Source organism: Bradyrhizobium sp. 27S5 (genome assembly GCF_037217225.1).
Taxonomy (GTDB): Bacteria; Pseudomonadota; Alphaproteobacteria; order Rhizobiales; family Xanthobacteraceae; genus Bradyrhizobium; species Bradyrhizobium septentrionale.
Window position 1 is genome coordinate 8,583,907 of sequence record NZ_CP147714.1, and the last position, 18,674, is coordinate 8,602,580.

Here is an 18,674-nt window from a genome sequence, read left to right on the forward strand (position 1 = left end):
CGACGGGCTGCTCCATCGCAGCCGGCGCATCCAGCCGCCGATCGATCCGATCCGGCGGCCAGTGAGCATGCGCGCCAAAAATCATACAATTGGAGGATAGTGAGCGATGAGCACCAAGGATTTCCTGCCGCGCAGAGCACTGAACGTCTCGCGTCGCACCCTGCTGCAGGCCGGCGCCGGCCTGATCGGCGGCACCGTGCTGCCGGCCTCGATCGCGTCGCGGGCATTCGCCGAGGATCATCCGGCGATCGGGACATTTCCCGCCGGCTCGTCCGGCTCCTCGGCCTTCATCGGCATCTCGGTCCCGCGCACCGGCACCTATGCGGTGCAGGGCGAGGATGAGCTCAAGGGCTATCAGCTCGCGATCGAGCACATCAACAGCGGTCACGAACTGATCAAGAAGATCTCGCCGAAGACCTCAAAGGGCGTGCTCGGCAAGGAACTGAAGTTCGGCGTAGCGGATTCCGCGGCGAAGCCGAACGAGGCCGTGCAGGCGCAGCAGCGCTTCATCACCGAGAACAAGGCGGTGATGATCACCGGCGGCACGTCGAGTGCGGTCGCGGTCGCGCTGAACAAGCTGGCGCAGCGCGAGAAGGTGATCTTCGTTTGCGGCATCTCCGGATCGAACGACACCACCGGCAAGGATTGCGTGCGCTACGGCTTCCGCCAGAACTTCTATGGTCAGACCGCTGCCGCTGCTATCGCGCCGGTGCTGATCAAGCAGTTCGGCAAGAACAAGAAGGCCGCCTATCTGACGCCCGACTACACCTATGGCCACACGGTGACCAAGTCGATGCAGGACCGCCTCGCCGAGGCGGGCTGGACAACCACCACCAACCAGGTGTCGCCGCTCGGCGCGCCCGACTATTCGTCATATCTGCTCAATGTCGCGAATTCCGGCGCCGACGTGCTGATCAACGTCAACTGGGGCCACGACGCCGTGCTGTCGACGCAGCAGGCCAAGCAGTTCGGCGTGCTCGACAGGATGAAGCTCGTGGTGCCCTACCAGGTGCCGTTCATCGCCCGCGAGACCGGCGGCCTGATGCAGGGCGTCTACGCCGCGACCGACTATTGGTGGACCATCGAGGACAAGTATCCGCTGGCCAAGATGTTCAACGAGACCTTCGAGAAGAAGTTCGGATACAAGCCGGAATGGGGCGCCGAGAACGCCTATGTCAGCTTCGCGCACTGGGCCCGCATGGTCGAGGAAGCCGGCAGCTTCTATCCGCCCGACGTCATCAAGGCCTACGAGAAGGGCGAGACCGTCCCCTCGCTGGTCGGCGACGTGCATTATCGCCCCGAAGATCACCAATGCGTCCGCCCCGTCTTCATCGTCCGCGGCAAGATGGAAAAGGAGATGAAGAACAAGGAGGACTATTACGAGGTGATCGAGATCGTCGCCGGCGACGGCTTGATGCAGAAGCCGGATGCGTTCGGCTGCCATCTCGGCGACTACACCTGATCAACGTGGGACAACTCGGCGCCGTGGGCGGGGCGACCCGACCCGCGGCGCCGCTTTGTGTCGAGACGCTCCTCCATTGACCGGGCCAAGTGAAGGCTGAGTGAACGCACGCCATGATCAACTGGCCAAATTTCGTTTCACAACTTTTCAACGGACTGGCGCTCGGCGCACTGCTTGCGCTGATCAGCTCCGGACTGACGATCATCTACGGCACGCTCGGGGTGCTCAATCTCGCCCACGGCGCCATGTTCATGATCGGCGGCTACGCCGGATACGTGACCTATTCCTACACCGGCTCGTTCATTCTCGCCGTGATCGCGGGATCGCTGTTCGTGATGGCGCTGGGCGTCGCGATGGAGCGGATCATCATCCGCCACTTCTACCATCGCCCGCATGAGGACCAGCTGCTGGTCACGTTCGGCCTCGGCATCTGTTTCGTGGAGATCGTGCGGCTGATCTTCACCAGCCAGTCGCAGGTGGTGCCGCCGCCGGCGCTGCTGCAGGGCATCACCTCGATGGGCTTCCTGTTCTACCCGACCTACCGGCTCGCCGTCGTCGGCATCGTCGCGGTCGCGCTCGGCGCGCTGTTCCTGATCCTGTACCGCACCCGGCTCGGCATGATCGTGCGCGCCGGCATCGAGGATTCGGTGATGGTCGATTCGCTCGGCATCAACGTCTACCGCGTCTTCATGATCGTGTTCGGCATCGGCGCGATGGCCGCAGGCTTCGCCGGCATCATCAACGCGCCCGTGGTGTCGCTGACGCCCGGCGTCGGCGACGACATCCTGGTCGAGACCTTCGTGGTGGTGGTGATCGGCGGCGTCGGTTCGTTTCCTGGCGCGATCCTCGGCGGACTGATCGCCGGCGAGATCATCAGCATCACCTCGATGTTCAACCCCGGTTACGCCTACGTCATGCTGTTCGCGGCGATGACGCTCGTGCTCGTGCTCAGACCGCACGGCCTGCTCGGCACGCAGGGCCGCGAATGACAACGGATTCGCAATGCTGAAACAACGCCCATACCTGATCGAGTTTCTGACGGCCGCCGGCCTGATCGCCGCGCCCTTCGTGCTGCCGTGGCTCGGCTTCGCACCCAACACGGTGAACCGGATCCTGGTCTGGGGCCTGTTCGGGCTCGGCTTCGACATCCTGTTCGGCTTCACCGGCCTGCTGTCGTTCGGCCAATCGGCCTTTTACGGCACCGGCGGCTTCGTCGCCGCCTGGCTGCTGACCCGCGCCGGCTTCCCGAACGTCGTCCTCGCGCTCGTCATCGGCATGATCGCGGCCGCCGCGGCGGGCTATCTGATCGGCCTGATCGCGCTGCGCCGCACCGGCATCTACTTCGCCATGATCACGGTGGCGATCGCGGAGGTGTTCTTCTTCGTCGAGTTTAATCCGCTGTCGGACTTCACCGGCGGCGAGAACGGGCTGCCGGGCGTGCCGACCCCGAGCTTCAATCTCGGCTTCACCACGCTGCACTTCACCACCGGCTGGTCGCTCTACCAATTCCTGGCGCTGTGCTACTTCATCGGCGTCGTGATTGCGCTGCGCATCGTGCGTTCGCCGGTCGGCGCCGTGTTCAGCGCGATCAGGGACAATCCGCTGCGCGCGACCGCGGTCGGCCACAACATCCATGGCTACAAGCTGACCGCCTTCGTGATCGCCGCCGCCTATGCCGGCTTTGCCGGTGGCCTGCTCGGCGTGCTGCAGGCCTTCATGCCGCCCGACGCGTTCACTTTCGACACCTCTGGGCAGCTCGTGATGCAGACGGCGATCGGCGGCCGCGGCACGCTGTTCGGGCCATTGGTCGGCGCCGCGGTCTGGCTGTCGCTGCAGGACTTCCTGCAGGCGGCGCTCGGGCTCGGCGCGGCCTGGAAGCTCGTGCTCGGCATCGTGTTCGTGCTGCTGGTCTGCTTCCTGCGCCGCGGCATCATCGGCGGCCTCGCCGATCTCTACCGGCTCGTGACCGGACCGCGCCGCACGAGCGAGCCGGACGAGCGCGCGCCGGAGACTGTCGCTGTGGCAAGCGAGCGGCACGCCGCGGCCGCCGCCGCACCGATCCCCGCCCCACCTCGCACGGACAGCAATCCGTCCGGTCCGATCCTCCAGGCCCGGGGCCTGACCAAGCGCTATGGTGGCCTGCTCGCCAACAGCGATATCGACTTCACCGTCAACCATGGTGAGCTGCGCGGCATCATCGGCCCGAACGGCGCCGGCAAATCGACCTTCTTCAAGATGCTGACCTGCGAGGTCCACCCGACCTCGGGCACCATCGTGTTTGGCGGCCGCGACATCACCGGGATGAACGTCACCGACGTCTGTCAGCTCGGCCTGACCAAAAGCTACCAGGTCAACCAGCTGTTCGCCGGCCTGACGGTGCGCGAGAACCTGGTGATCGCGGCGCTTTCGGGGCTTCGCGGCAAGTTCAAGCTCGATCTGTTCCGCAGCATCGACAGTATCCCAGGCCTGTCCGAGCGCGTGCAGCAGACGCTCGAGCTGGTCAATCTGACCTCGAGGCCCGATACGCCGGTGTCGGAGCTCGCCTATGGCGAGAAGCGACGGCTCGAGATCGGGCTGGCGCTGGCAACGTCGCCGAGCCTGTTGCTGCTCGACGAGCCCTTGGCCGGCATGAGCCCACGCGAACGCGTCGAGACCGTCAAGCTTCTAAAGTCGATCAGCCAGGGCCGCACCATGATCATCATCGATCACGACATGGATGCGCTGTTCGAGCTCGCCGAGCGCGTCACCGTGCTGCAGGAGGGCCGCGTGCTGGTCGAGGGAACGCCGGAAGAGATCAAGAACAATTCGACCGTCCAGGAAGCCTATCTTGGCGGCGTGCATGGAGTGCTCGCCGCATGAGCCTGCTCGAGGTCAATGGACTGAACAGCTATTACGGGGATTCCCACATCCTGTTCGACGTCTCGATGCGGGTCGAGCGCAACGAGGTGGTGGCGCTGCTCGGCCGCAACGGCGCCGGCAAGAGCACGACGCTGAAGAGCCTGATGGGCGTGGTGACCCCGCGCCGCGGCTCGGTGATGTTCGACGGTGTCGAGATATCCGGGAGGAAGAGCCACAAGATCGCGCAGGCCGGCATGCAGCTGGTCCATGAGGAGCGCCGCATCTTCGGCAGCCTGAGCGTCGAGGAGAACCTCGTGATCGCCGGCCTGACCGCCTCGCAGCGCTGGCCGCTCGACCGCGTCTACGAGATGTTCCCGCGGCTCCGGGAGCGGCGGAGCAATCGCGGCACTGACCTGTCGGGCGGCGAGCAGCAGATGCTGGCGATCGCGCGCGCATTGGTGCGCGATCCGAAGATCATCCTGCTCGACGAGCCGTTCGAGGGACTGGCGCCGGTGATCGTGCGCGACCTGATGAAGGCGTGCCGCGATCTGGCCGAGGCCGGACAGACCATCGTGCTGGTGGAGCAGAACCTCGCCGCAACGCTCGCGCTGGCGCAGCGCATTTACATCATCAACAATGGACACATCGTCCATGAAGGGCCCGCGCAGGAGATCAAGGCGCAGCCCGAGGTCCTGCAGCGCTATCTCGGGGTCTAGGGCATTTCGGTTCTGACTGAATCAGAGCCGAAGCTCCAGCTTATTGTTTTTGACACGCGTTTTCTCACGCGAACCGGCGTCCACTTCGCTCGAAGACGCTCCGGCCCAACAATTCAGCCTGCAAGCGCCGCGATCATGCGTTTGGCATGATCGGCGAGCACAGCCATCTCCTCCTTGCGGGTCTGCGCGGGCAGCAGCGCGACGCCGGCCTTCACCGGCATCACGTGCATATGCAAATGCAGAACGACCTGACCGCTGGCGGGTTCGCTAAATTGCTGGATGATGATGCCGTCGGCGGAGAACGCCTTCATCGCGGCGACGGCGATGCGCTTCGCCGACCGCGCGACGGCGGCAAGATCGTCTTCCGCGATGTCCAGGATTCCGCGCGCGGGCGCTTTCGGAATGACCAGCGTATGTCCGGGCGACCGCGGCATGATGTCGAGAAAGGCAAAGGTCCGGTCGGTTTCATGGACCTTGAAACTCGGCACCTCGCCCCGCAGGATCCTGGCGAAGATGTTCTGGTCGTCATAGCCCGTCATGGTCGTGCGTTCCGGATCGTTTTAGGCGTCGACCGTGCGCGCCGGCCGTGCGGGGTGCAAGTGATATCGACGCCGCATCGACCATCGGCTAACAACGCGCGATGAGCGCATCAGCAGGACATGGCAGCCAGACCGTCGAGAGCGCCCGGCGCGCGCTCGCCGCGCGCCTCAAGGCGGCCGGCGGCGAGTCCGCCGAACTCGATGCGCGGCTCTTGGTCGGCGCTGCGCTGGGGCTCGATCTGACCGGCATGATCACGGCAGCGAAGCGCGCGCTGACCCCTGACGAATCGGATCGCCTCGAGAGCCTCGCTGTGCGCCGCCTCGCCGGCGAGCCGGTCGCGCGCATTCTCGGCAGCAAGGAATTTTGGGGACTGCCGCTGCAGCTCTCCGCCGCGACGCTGGTGCCGCGGCCCGATACCGAGACCGTGGTTGAGCGCGCGCTCGAATTGCTGCGCGCCGACGGCACCGCCGGCCGCGCCTTGCGGATCGCCGATCTCGGCACCGGGTCGGGCGCGATCCTGCTGGCGCTGCTCTCGGAACTGCCCAACGCGCTTGGCTTCGCCACCGACATCTCGGCGGAGGCATTGCAGACGGCGGGCCGGAACGCCGTCGAGCTCGGACTTGCCGATCGCGCGACATGGATCAAATGCGATTACGGCAGCGGGCTGACCGGCGCGTTCGACCTGATCGTGTCCAATCCGCCTTACATCCCCTCCGCCGACATCGCCGGCCTCGACATCGAGGTGCGCGAGCATGATCCCCGCGCGGCGCTCGATGGCGGTGCCGACGGGCTCGACGCCTACCGCACGCTGATTTCGCATTCTGCGGGTCTTTTGGCATCGAACGGACTTTTGGTTGTGGAGGTCGGGCAGGGCCAGAGCGGCGACGTTGAAGCCATGATGACGGCGTCCGGGTTATCCCCAACGGGGCCGCCCAGGGCCGATCTGGGGGGCGTTCCGAGGGCCGTTTCCGCCCGCCGGCTGCCCCGATAAAGTCCTATTGGAACGCAAAAAAACCTCTTGGAATATCCCCCGGGAACGACTACGTTCCGGGCACAACATCGGTGCTGGCCCCGTAATCGTTACGGGTGATGACCAGGGTTCAGCAGAGCCCGCCGATCGAAAGGTTCCAGGAACGCAGGTCACATTGAGCGCAATAGCTGAAAGCTGTGCTGCTCTCGACCGCCAAGCGAACGAAAGCCTGTTATTGCGCTTGAAGACTTACGCACGAGAACTGGGCCTGTCTCAACGGGCGCAATAATTTGGTCGCTAGCGAGATCCGCTGGCGGCGGTTGGGGAACGCGTCTTTGCTGAACGCGACTTTGCTGAACGAGATGGTCGGCGAGATCGAAGCCACTTCGGACGGTATCGCGATTCCGTGCGCCTAGGCGCGCGCCGAATCGGACTCTGAGAATCGGACTGTGGACTGCAATAACTTCAGGGCTGGAATAAAAGGCGACAGATGAGAAACGGTCAGAACAACAAGCGGATGCGCAACCGGAATAACAACAATAATAATAACAACAACAACAACCGGCGCGGCCAGAATCCCCTGACACGGGTATACGAATCGAACGGACCCGACATCAAGATCCGTGGCACGGCCTCCCACGTGGCCGAGAAATACGTCCAGCTGGCGCGCGATGCGCGCTCCTCCGGCGACCCGGTGGCAGCAGAAAACTACTACCAGCACGCCGAGCACTACTACCGGATCATCGCAGCGGCGCAGGAGCAGTTTAGGCAGAATCAGCAGCAGCCGCGCCCCGACGCCGAGCCGATCGCGACCGACGACAGCGACGACGACAGCGACGGCTATTCGAGCTTCGGCCAGGAGCCGGGCTTCGTGCCGCAGCAGCAACAGCCCTTCATCCGCGAGAACGGCCAGCCGCCGTACCAGCGCGAGCAGCCGCCGCGCGAGCGTGAGCAGCAGCCACGCGAGCACCGCGAGCGTGAGCATCGTCCGCAGCCGCAATATCAGCCGCAGCCGCCGAACCAGCCGCAGCCCGTGCTGGCCGATGCCGGCGGCGTCGATCGCCTGCCCTCGTTCATCACCGGTGGCGCGCAGCCGCAGGTCAATGGCGCCTATGAAGGCAATGGCGGCGCAGAACGCGGCGAACGCAGCGAGCGCTTCCCGCGCCGCCGCCGCCGCCCGCACGGCCCGCGCTCCGACATCGCGGCGCAGCCCGCACCGAGCGACGACTTCAATCCGGGCAACGAATAACCCTGAAGATCTCCCACCCTCCCTTCGCGGGGAGGGTGAATAAATCGCGTCACTGGAGCTTCGGTTCTGATTCAATCAGAACCGAAGCTCTAGCTTTTTGTTTTGACGCGTTTTCTTCACGCGAACCGGCATCCACTTCGCTCGAAAACGCTCTATTCCGGGTGAATGGATTTGCGCGTCGCCGTCGATGACGGCACCAGCACCGGCCGCAATGACGGGATCAGCTGCGTGCGCTCGCGGCGGGCGGGGATCGCGCGATAGACCTGCTTGCTCGCTTCCACGATATGCACGCCGGCGAACGGCATCGACAGCGCGGCGCCGACCCGCTCCCACGCCATCGCCGAGCGCAGAAACCAGCTGCCCTGAACCGGCGGCATGAACAACGCCTCGCCCCACGCCGTCGGCGTGAACCAGGTCTGCCGCAACAGCTGCGTGATCTGCGCCCGCGAATAGGGCCGGCCATGGCCGAACGGCGTCGCGTCGGTGCGCGTCCAGACGCCGCGCCTGTTCGGGATGATCGCGATCAGCCGCCCCGACGGCGACAGCACCCGCCACACCTCGCGCAGCAGCCGCTCCGGATCATCAGACATCTCCAGCGCATGCACCAGCAGCACGCGGTCGACCGCGGCATCCGGCAGCGGCATCGAGAATTCGTCGATCAGGGTCGCCAGCGCCGGCCGCCCGGTCGGCCATTTCAGCACGCCTTGGGCCGCCGGCATGAAGGCGATGCAGCGCTCGCAGGACTCACGGAACAGGCCGAGATAGGGCGTCGGATAGCCGAGGCCGAGCACACGCAGGCCTTCGGCATTCGGCCAGCGCGCGCGGAGGCCGCGGTTGATCAGCTGCCGCGCCACGATGCCGAGGCGCTGCGAATAGAAGTCGCGCAGGTCGATGACGTCCATGGCCGCTAGCCTAACATGCCCCCTGCTGCCGGGGAGCGCGGAAATTTGCGTTGCCGCCGGAGCGTTAACGCCATATTTCACCCCTATACTGGACGCGTTAAAAGCATGATCCGAAAGCGTGGGCACCAGCTTTTTCGAAGCATCAGGTTCTGACGTGTCCGTCCCGTTTGCTCGTGGAGATATCATGACCGCCGAAATTCGCACCTTCAGCTGCCTCACCGACAATTTCGGGTACCTGATCCACGATCCCGCGACCGGGGCGACGGCGTCGATCGACGCGCCGGAGGCCGGCCCGATCATCAAGGCGCTGGAGCGCGAAGGCTGGACGCTGACCGACATCCTGATCACCCATCACCATGGCGACCATGTCGGCGGTGTCGCCGAGCTGAAGCAGAAATATGGCTGCCGCGTCGTCGCCCCGCACGATAAGTCGGCGAAGATCGCCAATGTCGACCTGCGCGCCGCCAATGCCGACGTGATCAAGGTCGGCAGCCTGCTCGCGCGCGTGGTCGAGACGCCCGGCCATACGCTCGACCATATCTCCTATGTGTTCGACGGCGAGAAGGCGGTGTTCGCCGCCGACACGCTGTTCTCGATCGGATGCGGGCGGGTGTTCGAAGGCAGCTATCCGATGATGTGGGATTCGCTTTTGAAGCTGCGCTCGCTACCGGACGATTTTCGTCTGTATTGCGGCCATGAATACACCGCCTCGAATGTGAAGTTCGCGCTCACCATCGAGCCCGACAACGCAGCCTTGCAGGCGCGTGCGGAGGAAGTGACGCGGCTGCGCGCCGAGAACAAGCCGACGATACCCGTGCTGCTCGGCGACGAGAAGAAGGCCAACGTGTTCCTGCGCGCCGACGAGCCGGTGGTCGCGGCCAAGCTGCACATGAAGGGCGCCGAGGCGGCCCAGGTGTTCGGCGAGCTCCGCGAGCGCAAGAACAAGTCGTGATGGCCGACCTTGATGTCTAAGTTCTCGGCTGACGACATCGTCGCCCGGCTCGAACTGACGCCGCACCCGGAAGGCGGGCACTATCGCGAGACGTTTCGCGACGAGAATTGTGACGCCAATGGGCGCGCCCGGTCGACCGCAATCTACTTCCTGCTGGCGCGCGGCGAACGCTCGCACTGGCACCGCATCGACGCGGTCGAGATGTGGCACTATTACGCCGGCGCGCCGCTGACCCTGCGGATCGCGCAGGATGGCGCGCCGCCGCATGCGATCACGCTCGGGCCTGACGTCATCAGCGGCGAACAACCGCAGGCGATCGTACCGGCCGGCGCCTGGCAGGCCGCCGAAAGCAGCGGCGACTGGACGCTGGTCGGCTGCACCGTCGCGCCGGGATTTGAATTTGCGACATTCGAGCTGGCGCCGAAGGGCTGGGAGCCGGCTCGCTAGCTTTGTAGGATGGGTGGAGCCGCAGCGATACCCATCAACTTTTATGCACGCGGCGAGATGATGGGTTTCGCTGCGCTCTACCCATCCTACGGTCCACGCTCCTCGTCATCCCCGCGCAAAGGCTGCGCCTTTGTCGCTGGAGGTGCGAGCGGAGCGAGCCTCGAAGGATGCACGGCCCCAGTTGGGCCGTCGCCCTTCGAGACGGCCGCGTTGCGGCCTCCTCAGGGTGACGGTGAAACAGGCTTCGCTTTGCTCACCCTACTTTCTCAGCACCATGTCTTTCGCCGCGATCAAGCCGCCGCCGGCGATCAGGATCGCGGCAATCGCAATGTTGGCGCTGGGCCTGGCAAAACCCGCGAGGATCAAGAACGCGGTCGAGAGCAGCGGCGTGGCGTAGGATGCGGCGCCGAGCACGCGGATGTCGCCGCGCTTCATGCCGATGTCCCAGGCAAAGAACGCAGCCCCCACCGGACCGATGCCGAGCGCCACAACGGCAAGCCATTGCAGCGGCGTTGCCGGCCACACCGTGGTCTCCACCATCATGTGCACGAGCGCGGCAAGCACCGCGGTCGCAAGGCAGAAGCCCGCCACCGCATCGGTCGGCACCGCCTTGAGCCGGCGCGACATCACCGAATAGGCGGCCCAGACGAACGCTGCGACAAAGGCCGCCGCGAAGCCTGGAATCTGCTCTGCTGTGAAGGCGCCGGTATTACCCGCGAACAGCAGCACGGTGCCGACAAGACCAAGCAGCGCGCCGACGATATGATGGATCGCAAGCCGCTCGCCCGGCAGCAGCGAGGAGAACAGCACGATCAACAGCGGCCAGAGATAATTCAGCAGACCTGCCTCGGCCGGTGGCGCAAAACGCAGCGCCAGAAAATACAGCGCGTGATAGCCGAACAGCCCGCCGACACCGACGACCCACGCGAGCAGCGGCTGCTTCAAGGCGCCGAAGGCTGCGGGACGGAACAGGAAGCTTGCGAACGCAACCGCGGCGCCGATCGCGAAGGTCATGGCGGCGAGCTGGAACGCCGGGATCTTGCCGGTCGCAACCGTCATGACCGACAGCAGCGACCACATCAAAATGGCGGTCAGTCCGACAAGGGTGGCAGTTCGGGTCGTCATCTTGCTCGGGAGGTCTCTTCGTCATGGCCGGGCATAGCCGTCCGAAGGACGGCGTCGCTTCCGCTCGCCTACGTCCCGGCCATCCACGTCTTCCTGGCCGCGAGCTACAAGACGTGGATGCCCGGGACAAGCCCGGGCATGACGACTTCATTGATAGAGCGCCTGCGACGCGACGACGCTTGTCGCGTCAGGCGTGATACTGGCCGCCATTGATGGTCAGCGTCGAGCCGGTGATGAAACCGGCATCGTCGGCGGCGAGGAACACCACGGCGCGCGCGATCTCCTCGGGTTCGCCGAGCCGGTTGACCGGGATCTGCGGGATGACGCTCTTCTCGAGCACGTCCTTCGGCACCGCCTGCACCATCTCGGTGTTGATATAGCCCGGGCAGATCACGTTGACGGTGATGCCGCCCTTGGCGTTCTCCAGCGCCAGCGCCTTGGTGAAGCCGATATCGCCGGCCTTTGCCGCGGAGTAGTTGACTTGGCCGAACTGGCCCTTCTGGCCATTGATCGAGGAGATCGAGATGACGCGGCCGAACTTGCGGGCGCGCATGCCCTCGATCACCTGGCGCGTCATGTTGAACAGCGAGCCGAGGTTGGTGTTGATAACGGCATTCCACTGCTCCAGCGTCATCTTGTGGAATGCGGTATCCTTGGTGATGCCGGCATTGTTGACGAGCACGTCGACCGGGCCGAGATCGGCCTCGACCTGCTTCACGCCGGCCGCGCAAGCGTCGAACGATGAGACATCCCACTTGTAGACGGGAATGCCGCTCTCCGCCTTGAACTTCTCCGCCGCGGCGTCATTGCCGGCGTAGCTCGCCGCCACCTTGTAGCCCGCCGCTTTCAGCGCCTTGCTGATCGCAGCTCCAATGCCCCGCGTTCCGCCCGTCACCAATGCAACACGTGCCATGTCCGTTTCCTCCTTGGCCGTCTTTTATAACCGGATCGCTCCGGTCTTCGCACTCACTCAACAAAGCGCGATGAGATTAGGTTGAATTGTCATCGCGCTTTAGCTCCCTTTTTTGAGCATGATCTTTTCGGAAAACCGCTTCACACTTTTCCGGATCATGCTCTCGAAACAAAAATGCCCGGCACAAAGCCGGGCATCATGTTTATCAGCTCGCGCCGCGGTTGACAGATGATCTTTTCATCACCTAACCGACCTCGCTGCCTTTTGTTCAGTCGCGTGCAACGCACATAGCGATGCCCATGCCGCCGCCGATGCACAGCGTCGCGAGGCCCTTCTTGGCGTCGCGCTTCTGCATCTCGTGCAGCAGCGTCACCAGCACGCGCGCGCCGGACGCGCCGACCGGATGGCCGATCGCGATCGCGCCGCCATTGACGTTGACCTTGGCGGGATCCCAGCCGAGGTCCTTGTTGACGGCGCAGGCCTGCGCGGCGAACGCCTCGTTGGCCTCGATCAGGTCGAGATCGGCGATGTTCCAGCCGGCCCTCTTCAGCGCGGTGCGCGAGGCCGGGATCGGCCCGGTGCCCATGATCTTGGGATCGACGCCGGCCTGGCCCCACGAGACGATGCGGGCAAGCACCTTCTTGCCCTGCTTGGCGGCTTCCTTGGCGGTCATCAGCACGACGGCGGCGGCGCCGTCATTGATGCCCGAGGCGTTGCCGGCGGTGACGGTGCCGTCCTTCTCGAAGGCCGCGCGGAGCTTGGCCATCGCATCGATCGTGGCGCCATGACGCGGATATTCGTCGGTGTCGACCACGATATCGCCCTTGCGGCTCTTGATCGTGACCGGGACGATCTCGTCCTTGAACCTGCCGGCTTTCTGCGCCGCCTCGGCCTTGTTCTGCGAGCCGACCGCGAACTCGTCCTGTTGCGAGCGGGTGATCTGGTACTGCTTGGCGACGTTCTCGGCGGTGTTGCCCATGTGGTAGCCGTTGAAGGCATCCCACAGCCCGTCCTTGATCATGGTGTCGATCAGCTCGAGGCCGCCCATCTTGACGCCGCCGCGCAGATATTGCGCGTGCGGGGCCATGCTCATGGATTCCTGGCCGCCGGCGACGACAACAGAGGAATCGCCGTTCAGCAGCGCCTGGTAGCCGAGCGCCACCGTGCGCAGGCCCGAGCCGCAGAGCTGGTTGACGCCCCAGGCCGGGCTTTCCACCGGGATGCCGGCCGCGATCGAGGCCTGCCGGGCCGGGTTCTGGCCTTGGGCGGCGGTGAGGATCTGGCCCATGATGACTTCGGAGACCTGACCGGCCTCGACGCCGGCACGCTCAAGCGCCGCCTTGATGGCGATCGCGCCGAGGTCGTGGGCCGGCGTGGTGGCGAACGCGCCGTTGAAGCTGCCGACGGGGGTGCGGGCGGCGCTGACGATGACGACATCGTCTGACATGGACATCTCCTATTGGTTGTAGCTGGGTTTCTCGACGGCGGGCGGCCGGTCTGGCGGGCCTGTCTCTTGACGGCTATCCTGTAAACCTCGTTGGGACATGTCAATCGAACTGTCACGCAAATCGCGCCGCGACGCACTCAAAATGACGCTCTTGGCACTTTCCTGAGCAATCCCTTTGCTTTGAGATTAACCGTGCCGCACAAAACGGTAGCCGAACCGCTTTGAAAATGCTTACCTTTGCTGCGATGCGTTGCATTTAGCCCAGCGGCGATGCCGTTCGGGTTCCAGGTTCTTCGGTGTTGAAGTGAGAGCCCATGGCAAAATCTGAACAACCGACCACGATCAAGAAATACGCGAACCGGCGGCTCTATAATACCGGTACGAGCACCTATGTGACGCTCGAGGATCTCGCGGCGATGGTGAAGGAGGGCGAGGATTTCCTCGTCTATGACGCCAAGACCGGCGACGACATCACCCGCTCCGTGCTCGCGCAAATCATCTTCGAGCAGGAAAACAAGGCCGGGCAGAACCTGCTGCCGACCACGTTCCTGCGCCAGCTGATCCGCTTCTACGGCGACAGCATGCAGATGGTGGTGCCGAGATATCTCGAGCAGTCGATCGATCAGCTGACCCGGGAACAGGAGAGATTTCGCAAGCAGATCGCGGGCGCCCTGAGCGGTACGCCGTTTGCTCCGCTGGAAGAACAGGTCCGCCGCAACATGGAGCTGTTCCAGCAGACCTTCTCGATGTTCAAGCCGTTCGTGCCGCAGCGCGCTGGCGAGGCCGAGAAGGTGCCGGAACCGTCGCCCGACAACGGCAACATCGACGACCTGCGCCGCCAGATGAAGGACATGCAGGAACGCCTCGAGCGCATGTCGCAGCCGACGAAGAAGGACGAGTAGGTCCTTATCGCCGATCGGCCGGACGGCCTCATCGCACCGCGGATCTGATGGCGGCGAACCCGGCGTCAGGCGCCGCTGACCTCTCTTCAGCCCGCGTTCGCTGCGTCTATGCAGGCCGGCGGCAGACGAGATCGATTTCGATCAACGCACCATAGGCTAGACCGGTCACGCCAACGCAGGTGCGGGCCGGCAGGCGATCGGACGGGAAGTAGCCGCGATAGATCTCGTTCATCGCCGCATAATCGTCCTCGAAGCGCGTCAGATAGATGCGCGACATCACGATATGCTCGAAGCCGAGATCCAGGCCCGCAAGCACCACGCGCAAATTCTCCATCACCGCGCGAGTCTGCGCCACAATACCCTCGGGCAATACGCCGGGTGCAGCCGGCGTATCCGGCATCTGGCCGGTGACGAAGACGAAGCCGTCGGTCTCGACCGCGTGGCTGAACGGCGCGACCGGCCTCGGGCCGCCGGATATCATGTGAAACTGCAACGACGTCTCCTCGCCTGCTCTTTGATCGTTAGGTTTGCGGCGCGTGATCGAAGACGCGCTTGCTGAGGATGGCATGGACGCCCCAATTGCCGTCCACCACCTGCGTCACGCCGAAATCCACCGCCACCGACATCAGCGCGATCGCCTCGTCCTCGGTGAGGCCTTTGATGTTCATCAGGAAGCGGCGCATCTTGCGAAACGCATCCTTCATCGCGAGATCGAGCGACGAGGTCGCATAGACCTCGCTCTGCCCGTTGGCGCCGAATTCGGCGAGATAGTTGGGATGACTGAAGCCCATCAGCACCCAGTCGGCTTCAGTCTCGATCAGCGGATAGGTAAGATCGGCGAATGGCTGATTGGTAAACTCGTTCTTTTTGTGCAGGATGACCCGGAATGTGCCGGTCATCGAACATTCGATGGCGGTGCCGCCGAGTTCGCCGTCGCCCTGTGCAGCATGGGGATCGCCGACCGACAGCAGCGCGCCCGGCACCGACACCGGCAGATAGACCGTCGAGCCCTTGCCGAGCCGCCAGTTGTCGAGATTGCCGCCGAAATATGCGGGCGGGACGGAATCGACAAGTTCGGCCTCGCGCGGCGCCAGCGCGATGACTCCGAAATGCGGACGCAGCGGAATGCGGATGCCGTCGAGCACGTCGTGGCGGCGCCGCACCGATGATGGCGGGATCGGAATGCCCGGATAGTCATAAGTCTTGTGCAGCGTCCCGAAAGGATCGGTCTGCGGTTCCCAGCGATAGGAATACAGCGCACGTGCATGCGGCGCGTCATCGTCGTCGACGATCTCGTAGATCGTCACCGCCTCATGGGCGTTCTGCTCGGCGAGGAACTCCTTGTAGTGATAGCCCCACCAGGCCGCGACGCTGCTGCCGAACACGCGGCCCTCGAAGTCCGGATTGCGGCTCGCGCGCGGCGCGATGTCGAGGATGCGGATTTCCAGTACGTCGCCTGGCTCCGCGTCCTTCACGGCCACCGGCCCGGTGCAAATGTGCACGCCGAATCCCTCGCCGGCGCCGCGGCCATAGATCGAGGCATCGAGCGGGCCGGCGCCGCGACGATCGACGTTCTTCCGATCGCGCGTCCAGTGGAACACACTTTCGGCGCCTGGATCGCCCTTGATCATGCGCTCGGGATCGTCGGAGGCATGCTGGGTCAGCGTCTCAATGGTGATGGTGTCGCCGGAGCCGATCTCGACCTGCGGTGGCAACGAATGGCTGAAATAGCCCCAATGCACGCGCGAAGCGTCCGCGGCGAGATGGTGATGGCGCGGCGCGTCCGCGATCTCCACGTCATGGGCGTTAAAGGGTGCAGCGGTCTTGCGCACCAGCGCGACATGCCGGCTGCGCAGTTGCGCCAGGGCTTGTTGGGGCCAGCCGCGTTGGCCGGCTGTGGCTGTCGATGCGGTTTGGCGCTCAGCTTCATGCTGGCGGAATTCGCGCGGCGATAGACCGAAGCGCTGGCGAAAGGCGCGGCTGAAATGCGCGGAGTCGTTGAAGCCGACGCGGAAGGCGATCTCGGAGATCGAGTGATGCGCCTCGGCGGGGTTGGACAGATCGGCCCAGGTGCGCTGCAGCCTGCGTTCACGCAGGTAATGCGTGAAACTGGTGCCGGCGCCCTCGAACAGTTTTTGCAGATAGCGTTCGGAAATGCCCTCAGCGCCGGCGATTTTCGCCGGCGTCAGATCGGGATCGTCGAGGCAGCGTTCAACGGTCTCGCACAGGCGATGCAGCGTCGCCGCCTTGGAGGCGCTGCTGCCGCCGAGATCGCTTGCTGTATCGCTGTGCTGACACATGAATGTCGGCAGCAGATCGGCGAGACTTCGCGCGAGCGCGGTCCATTCGACATCGGACAGCGCTTCGAGATCGCGCGCGGCGAGTTCCATCATCTGCGCAAATACGCTGCCAAAGCCACCGGGTGGAAGCACACGCATCTCGCCGTCTTGCGGCGTGGCACGGCGGCAATACGTCGGTTCGGAAGCCACCGACAGCACCACCGCGCGCATCTCGCGCTGGAACGACACGCTCCAGTCTCCCGCGCGCGGCAGCAGCAGAAGATGTCCCGCCGCGACGATCTGATAACCGGCCGCCGTTTTCAGTGCCACCCCGTCTTCGATCGGCAGGAGCACCAGCGGATGATCGGCCACAACATCGGTGCGCGACGACACCGATTGTGGCCCTGCCGAAAGCCTGGCCAGCGTCACGCCCTGAAAATTGCGCCGCACCGCGGTGGCATGGCCGGCATGAGTGGTTGTGGCGGCCGTCGGCTGCAAGCCGACCGACGCCAGGACGTCCCGCCAGGCCTCGGGGCGGTCGCCTTCGGAGTAGGATTCACTCGTGAACGGACGCGGCCTCATGCATCGACCTTCGGAGCCGAAGCCAAGCAATCTCCATGCCAGTCCAAAGGATGACGCGTCCTGCCCTGTGGCCGGCGCGTGATCAGTCACACCGGAACACGTTCTTGCGGATGGTCCCATGCACGCCCCAATTGGCATCGACCACCTGCGTCACGCCGAAATCCGCGCCCACCGACATCAGCGAGATCGCCTCGTCCTCGCTGAGCTTGTGCACCGTCATCAGGAAGCGACGCATCTTGCGGAAGGCGTCGCGCATTGCGCGGTCGAGGCTGGAATGATCGGCGATTTCGAGCTGCGCATTGACGCCGAGCTCGGCGAGATAGTTCGGATAGGTGAAGCCGTAGACCGACCAGGCGTCGGGAGTTTCCAGCATCGGATGCGTCAGGCCTTCGAGCTGTGTGCCGGCGAGATCGCGATGCTTGTGCAGGATGAACTCGAAATCGCCGGTGAGCGAGGTCTCGATCGCCGTGCCGCCAAGCTCGCTGTCGCCCTGCGCGGCATGGGGATCACCGACCGAGAAGAACGCACCGGGCACCGCGACCGGATAGAACATCTTGGCACCCTTGCCGACGCGCCAGTCGTCGATATTGCCGCCAGTATAGCTCGGCGGGATCGAGGACACGAAATCCTGCTCTGACGGCGCGAGCCCCATGGTGCCGAAATGCAGCCGCGCGGGCACACGGACATTGCTCAGAATATTCTCGCGCTTGACGATGGTGGCGTGATCAACGCGCACGCCGGGATAGTCGATGGTCGAATGCACGATGCCGTCGGGATCGGTCTGCGGCGTCCAGACATAATTGTAGACCGCCTTGGCGAAGGGTTCGCCCAACGTGTCGAGCTCGAAGATCGTCACCACCTCGCGCGGCTTCGGCGCTTCGATCAAGTCGTGATAGTGAAAGCCCCAATTGGCCGCGACATTGGAGCCGAAGCATTTGCCGGCATGGCAGGCCTTGCAGGCCGGCCTTGGACGCACGTCGAGAATGCGCACCTCCAGCACGTCGCCTGGCTCGGCGCCTTCGATCGCCACCGGGCCGGTGAGCAGATGCACGCCGACGCCTTCGCCGGAGCCGCGGATGAACGGGCCTTCGGTAGGCCCCGAGCCGCGCCGCGCCACCGCCTTGTGCTCGCGCGTCCATTTGAACACGCTCTCGGCGCCGGGATCGCCCTCGATCATGCGCTCGTAATCGTCATTGGCGTGATGCGTCAGCGTCTCGATGGTGGCGCGGTCGCCAGACTTCAGCGTCAGCGCCGGCGCAACGACCTTGCTGAAATAGCCCCAATGCACGGTCTTCGCAGATACCGACAACAGATGATGTTTCACGCAAAGGCCCTCACGCGGATGGAAGC

At 64.5% G+C, this 18,674-nt stretch carries 17 protein-coding genes; 9 read left to right on the plus strand and 8 right to left on the minus strand.

Annotated features, from left to right (window positions below; translation table 11 throughout):
• Positions 1 to 106: 106 nt before the first annotated feature.
• From WDM24_RS40310 to WDM24_RS40325, 4 genes are all read left to right on the plus strand, one after another.
• Positions 107 to 1,462, plus strand: a complete 1,356-nt coding sequence (locus WDM24_RS40310; protein ID WP_338829652.1) for a substrate-binding protein — start codon at positions 107 to 109, stop codon at positions 1,460 to 1,462.
• 113 nt (positions 1,463 to 1,575) lie between these two features.
• Positions 1,576 to 2,451: a branched-chain amino acid ABC transporter permease gene (locus WDM24_RS40315; RefSeq protein ID WP_029079556.1), complete on the plus strand. Its 876-nt coding sequence runs from the start codon at positions 1,576 to 1,578 to the stop codon at positions 2,449 to 2,451.
• Between the two features lie 13 nt (positions 2,452 to 2,464).
• Positions 2,465 to 4,321 (plus strand): branched-chain amino acid ABC transporter ATP-binding protein/permease, encoded by a 1,857-nt coding sequence (locus WDM24_RS40320; protein WP_338829653.1) that lies wholly within the window; start codon positions 2,465 to 2,467, stop codon positions 4,319 to 4,321.
• Positions 4,318 to 5,016: an ABC transporter ATP-binding protein gene (locus WDM24_RS40325; RefSeq protein ID WP_338829654.1), complete on the plus strand. Its 699-nt coding sequence runs from the start codon at positions 4,318 to 4,320 to the stop codon at positions 5,014 to 5,016. The genes WDM24_RS40320 and WDM24_RS40325 overlap by 4 nt, the downstream gene beginning before the upstream one ends.
• A gap of 113 nt (positions 5,017 to 5,129) precedes the next feature.
• Here the strand turns inward: WDM24_RS40325 and WDM24_RS40330 are convergent, their stop codons facing one another.
• Positions 5,130 to 5,555, minus strand: coding sequence for an HIT family protein (locus tag WDM24_RS40330; protein WP_338829655.1), 426 nt, complete (start codon positions 5,553 to 5,555; stop codon positions 5,130 to 5,132).
• Positions 5,556 to 5,656: 101 nt separating this feature from the next.
• Here WDM24_RS40330 and prmC point away from each other — a divergent pair, with 101 nt between their 5' ends.
• Positions 5,657 to 6,547, plus strand: a complete 891-nt coding sequence (gene prmC, locus WDM24_RS40335; RefSeq protein WP_338829656.1) for a peptide chain release factor N(5)-glutamine methyltransferase — start codon at positions 5,657 to 5,659, stop codon at positions 6,545 to 6,547.
• Between the two features lie 469 nt (positions 6,548 to 7,016).
• On the plus strand, positions 7,017 to 7,775 hold the full coding sequence (locus WDM24_RS40340) for a DUF4167 domain-containing protein (protein WP_338829657.1): 759 nt from the start codon (positions 7,017 to 7,019) through the stop codon (positions 7,773 to 7,775).
• Between the two features lie 152 nt (positions 7,776 to 7,927).
• On the opposite strand, the gene WDM24_RS40345 is transcribed toward WDM24_RS40340, so the two are convergent.
• Positions 7,928 to 8,677, minus strand: a complete 750-nt coding sequence (locus WDM24_RS40345) for a class I SAM-dependent methyltransferase (protein ID WP_338694624.1) — start codon at positions 8,675 to 8,677, stop codon at positions 7,928 to 7,930.
• Positions 8,678 to 8,861: 184 nt separating this feature from the next.
• On the opposite strand from WDM24_RS40345, the gene gloB reads away from it, so the two are divergent.
• Complete coding sequence (gloB, locus tag WDM24_RS40350; protein WP_338829658.1) at positions 8,862 to 9,629, plus strand: hydroxyacylglutathione hydrolase; 768 nt, start codon at positions 8,862 to 8,864, stop codon at positions 9,627 to 9,629.
• A 12-nt stretch (positions 9,630 to 9,641) separates the two neighbouring features.
• Positions 9,642 to 10,076 (plus strand): cupin domain-containing protein, encoded by a 435-nt coding sequence (locus tag WDM24_RS40355; RefSeq protein ID WP_338829659.1) that lies wholly within the window; start codon positions 9,642 to 9,644, stop codon positions 10,074 to 10,076.
• A gap of 258 nt (positions 10,077 to 10,334) precedes the next feature.
• On the opposite strand, the gene WDM24_RS40360 is transcribed toward WDM24_RS40355, so the two are convergent.
• The 3 genes from WDM24_RS40360 to WDM24_RS40370 all read right to left on the minus strand — a co-directional run bounded on the left by WDM24_RS40360 (position 10,335) and on the right by WDM24_RS40370 (position 13,561).
• Positions 10,335 to 11,201 carry a DMT family transporter gene (locus tag WDM24_RS40360; protein ID WP_338829660.1) on the minus strand — a complete coding sequence of 289 codons (867 nt, stop codon included), beginning with the start codon at positions 11,199 to 11,201 and terminating at the stop codon, positions 10,335 to 10,337.
• A gap of 187 nt (positions 11,202 to 11,388) precedes the next feature.
• Positions 11,389 to 12,114, minus strand: coding sequence for an acetoacetyl-CoA reductase (gene phbB / locus WDM24_RS40365; protein WP_166301333.1), 726 nt, complete (start codon positions 12,112 to 12,114; stop codon positions 11,389 to 11,391).
• A gap of 268 nt (positions 12,115 to 12,382) precedes the next feature.
• A complete protein-coding gene (locus WDM24_RS40370; RefSeq protein WP_166301330.1) occupies positions 12,383 to 13,561 on the minus strand; it encodes an acetyl-CoA C-acetyltransferase in 1,179 nt (392 codons plus the stop codon).
• A gap of 314 nt (positions 13,562 to 13,875) precedes the next feature.
• Between WDM24_RS40370 and phaR the strand changes: the two genes are divergently transcribed.
• Positions 13,876 to 14,463: a polyhydroxyalkanoate synthesis repressor PhaR gene (phaR, locus tag WDM24_RS40375; RefSeq protein WP_166301327.1), complete on the plus strand. Its 588-nt coding sequence runs from the start codon at positions 13,876 to 13,878 to the stop codon at positions 14,461 to 14,463.
• 106 nt (positions 14,464 to 14,569) lie between these two features.
• Here phaR and WDM24_RS40380 read toward each other — a convergent pair whose 3' ends face one another.
• The 3 genes from WDM24_RS40380 to WDM24_RS40390 form a co-directional block, all read right to left on the minus strand.
• Positions 14,570 to 14,956 carry a RidA family protein gene (locus WDM24_RS40380; RefSeq protein WP_338829661.1) on the minus strand — a complete coding sequence of 129 codons (387 nt, stop codon included), beginning with the start codon at positions 14,954 to 14,956 and terminating at the stop codon, positions 14,570 to 14,572.
• Positions 14,957 to 14,984: 28 nt separating this feature from the next.
• Positions 14,985 to 17,324: an acetamidase/formamidase family protein gene (locus WDM24_RS40385; protein WP_338829662.1), complete on the minus strand. Its 2,340-nt coding sequence runs from the start codon at positions 17,322 to 17,324 to the stop codon at positions 14,985 to 14,987.
• Between the two features lie 82 nt (positions 17,325 to 17,406).
• Positions 17,407 to 18,648 (minus strand): acetamidase/formamidase family protein, encoded by a 1,242-nt coding sequence (locus WDM24_RS40390; protein WP_338694608.1) that lies wholly within the window; start codon positions 18,646 to 18,648, stop codon positions 17,407 to 17,409.
• Positions 18,649 to 18,674 lie beyond the last annotated feature (26 nt).

Bases quoted from the DNA above. Each gene is read 5' to 3' on its own strand.
- WDM24_RS40330 (WP_338829655.1), bottom strand. From the start codon at position 5,555: ATGACGGGCTATGACGACCAGAACATCTTCGCCAGGATCCTGCGGGGC.
- phbB (WP_166301333.1), bottom strand. From the start codon at position 12,114: ATGGCACGTGTTGCATTGGTGACGGGCGGAACGCGGGGCATTGGAGCT.
- WDM24_RS40315 (WP_029079556.1), top strand. From the start codon at position 1,576: ATGATCAACTGGCCAAATTTCGTTTCACAACTTTTCAACGGACTGGCG.
- WDM24_RS40340 (WP_338829657.1), top strand. From the start codon at position 7,017: ATGAGAAACGGTCAGAACAACAAGCGGATGCGCAACCGGAATAACAAC.
- WDM24_RS40320 (WP_338829653.1), top strand. From the start codon at position 2,465: ATGCTGAAACAACGCCCATACCTGATCGAGTTTCTGACGGCCGCCGGC.
- WDM24_RS40370 (WP_166301330.1), bottom strand. From the start codon at position 13,561: ATGTCAGACGATGTCGTCATCGTCAGCGCCGCCCGCACCCCCGTCGGC.
- WDM24_RS40355 (WP_338829659.1), top strand. From the start codon at position 9,642: ATGTCTAAGTTCTCGGCTGACGACATCGTCGCCCGGCTCGAACTGACG.
- WDM24_RS40385 (WP_338829662.1), bottom strand. From the start codon at position 17,324: ATGAGGCCGCGTCCGTTCACGAGTGAATCCTACTCCGAAGGCGACCGC.
- WDM24_RS40360 (WP_338829660.1), bottom strand. From the start codon at position 11,201: ATGACGACCCGAACTGCCACCCTTGTCGGACTGACCGCCATTTTGATG.
- phaR (WP_166301327.1), top strand. From the start codon at position 13,876: ATGGCAAAATCTGAACAACCGACCACGATCAAGAAATACGCGAACCGG.
- WDM24_RS40325 (WP_338829654.1), top strand. From the start codon at position 4,318: ATGAGCCTGCTCGAGGTCAATGGACTGAACAGCTATTACGGGGATTCC.
- prmC (WP_338829656.1), top strand. From the start codon at position 5,657: ATGAGCGCATCAGCAGGACATGGCAGCCAGACCGTCGAGAGCGCCCGG.
- WDM24_RS40310 (WP_338829652.1), top strand. From the start codon at position 107: ATGAGCACCAAGGATTTCCTGCCGCGCAGAGCACTGAACGTCTCGCGT.
- WDM24_RS40345 (WP_338694624.1), bottom strand. From the start codon at position 8,677: ATGGACGTCATCGACCTGCGCGACTTCTATTCGCAGCGCCTCGGCATC.
- gloB (WP_338829658.1), top strand. From the start codon at position 8,862: ATGACCGCCGAAATTCGCACCTTCAGCTGCCTCACCGACAATTTCGGG.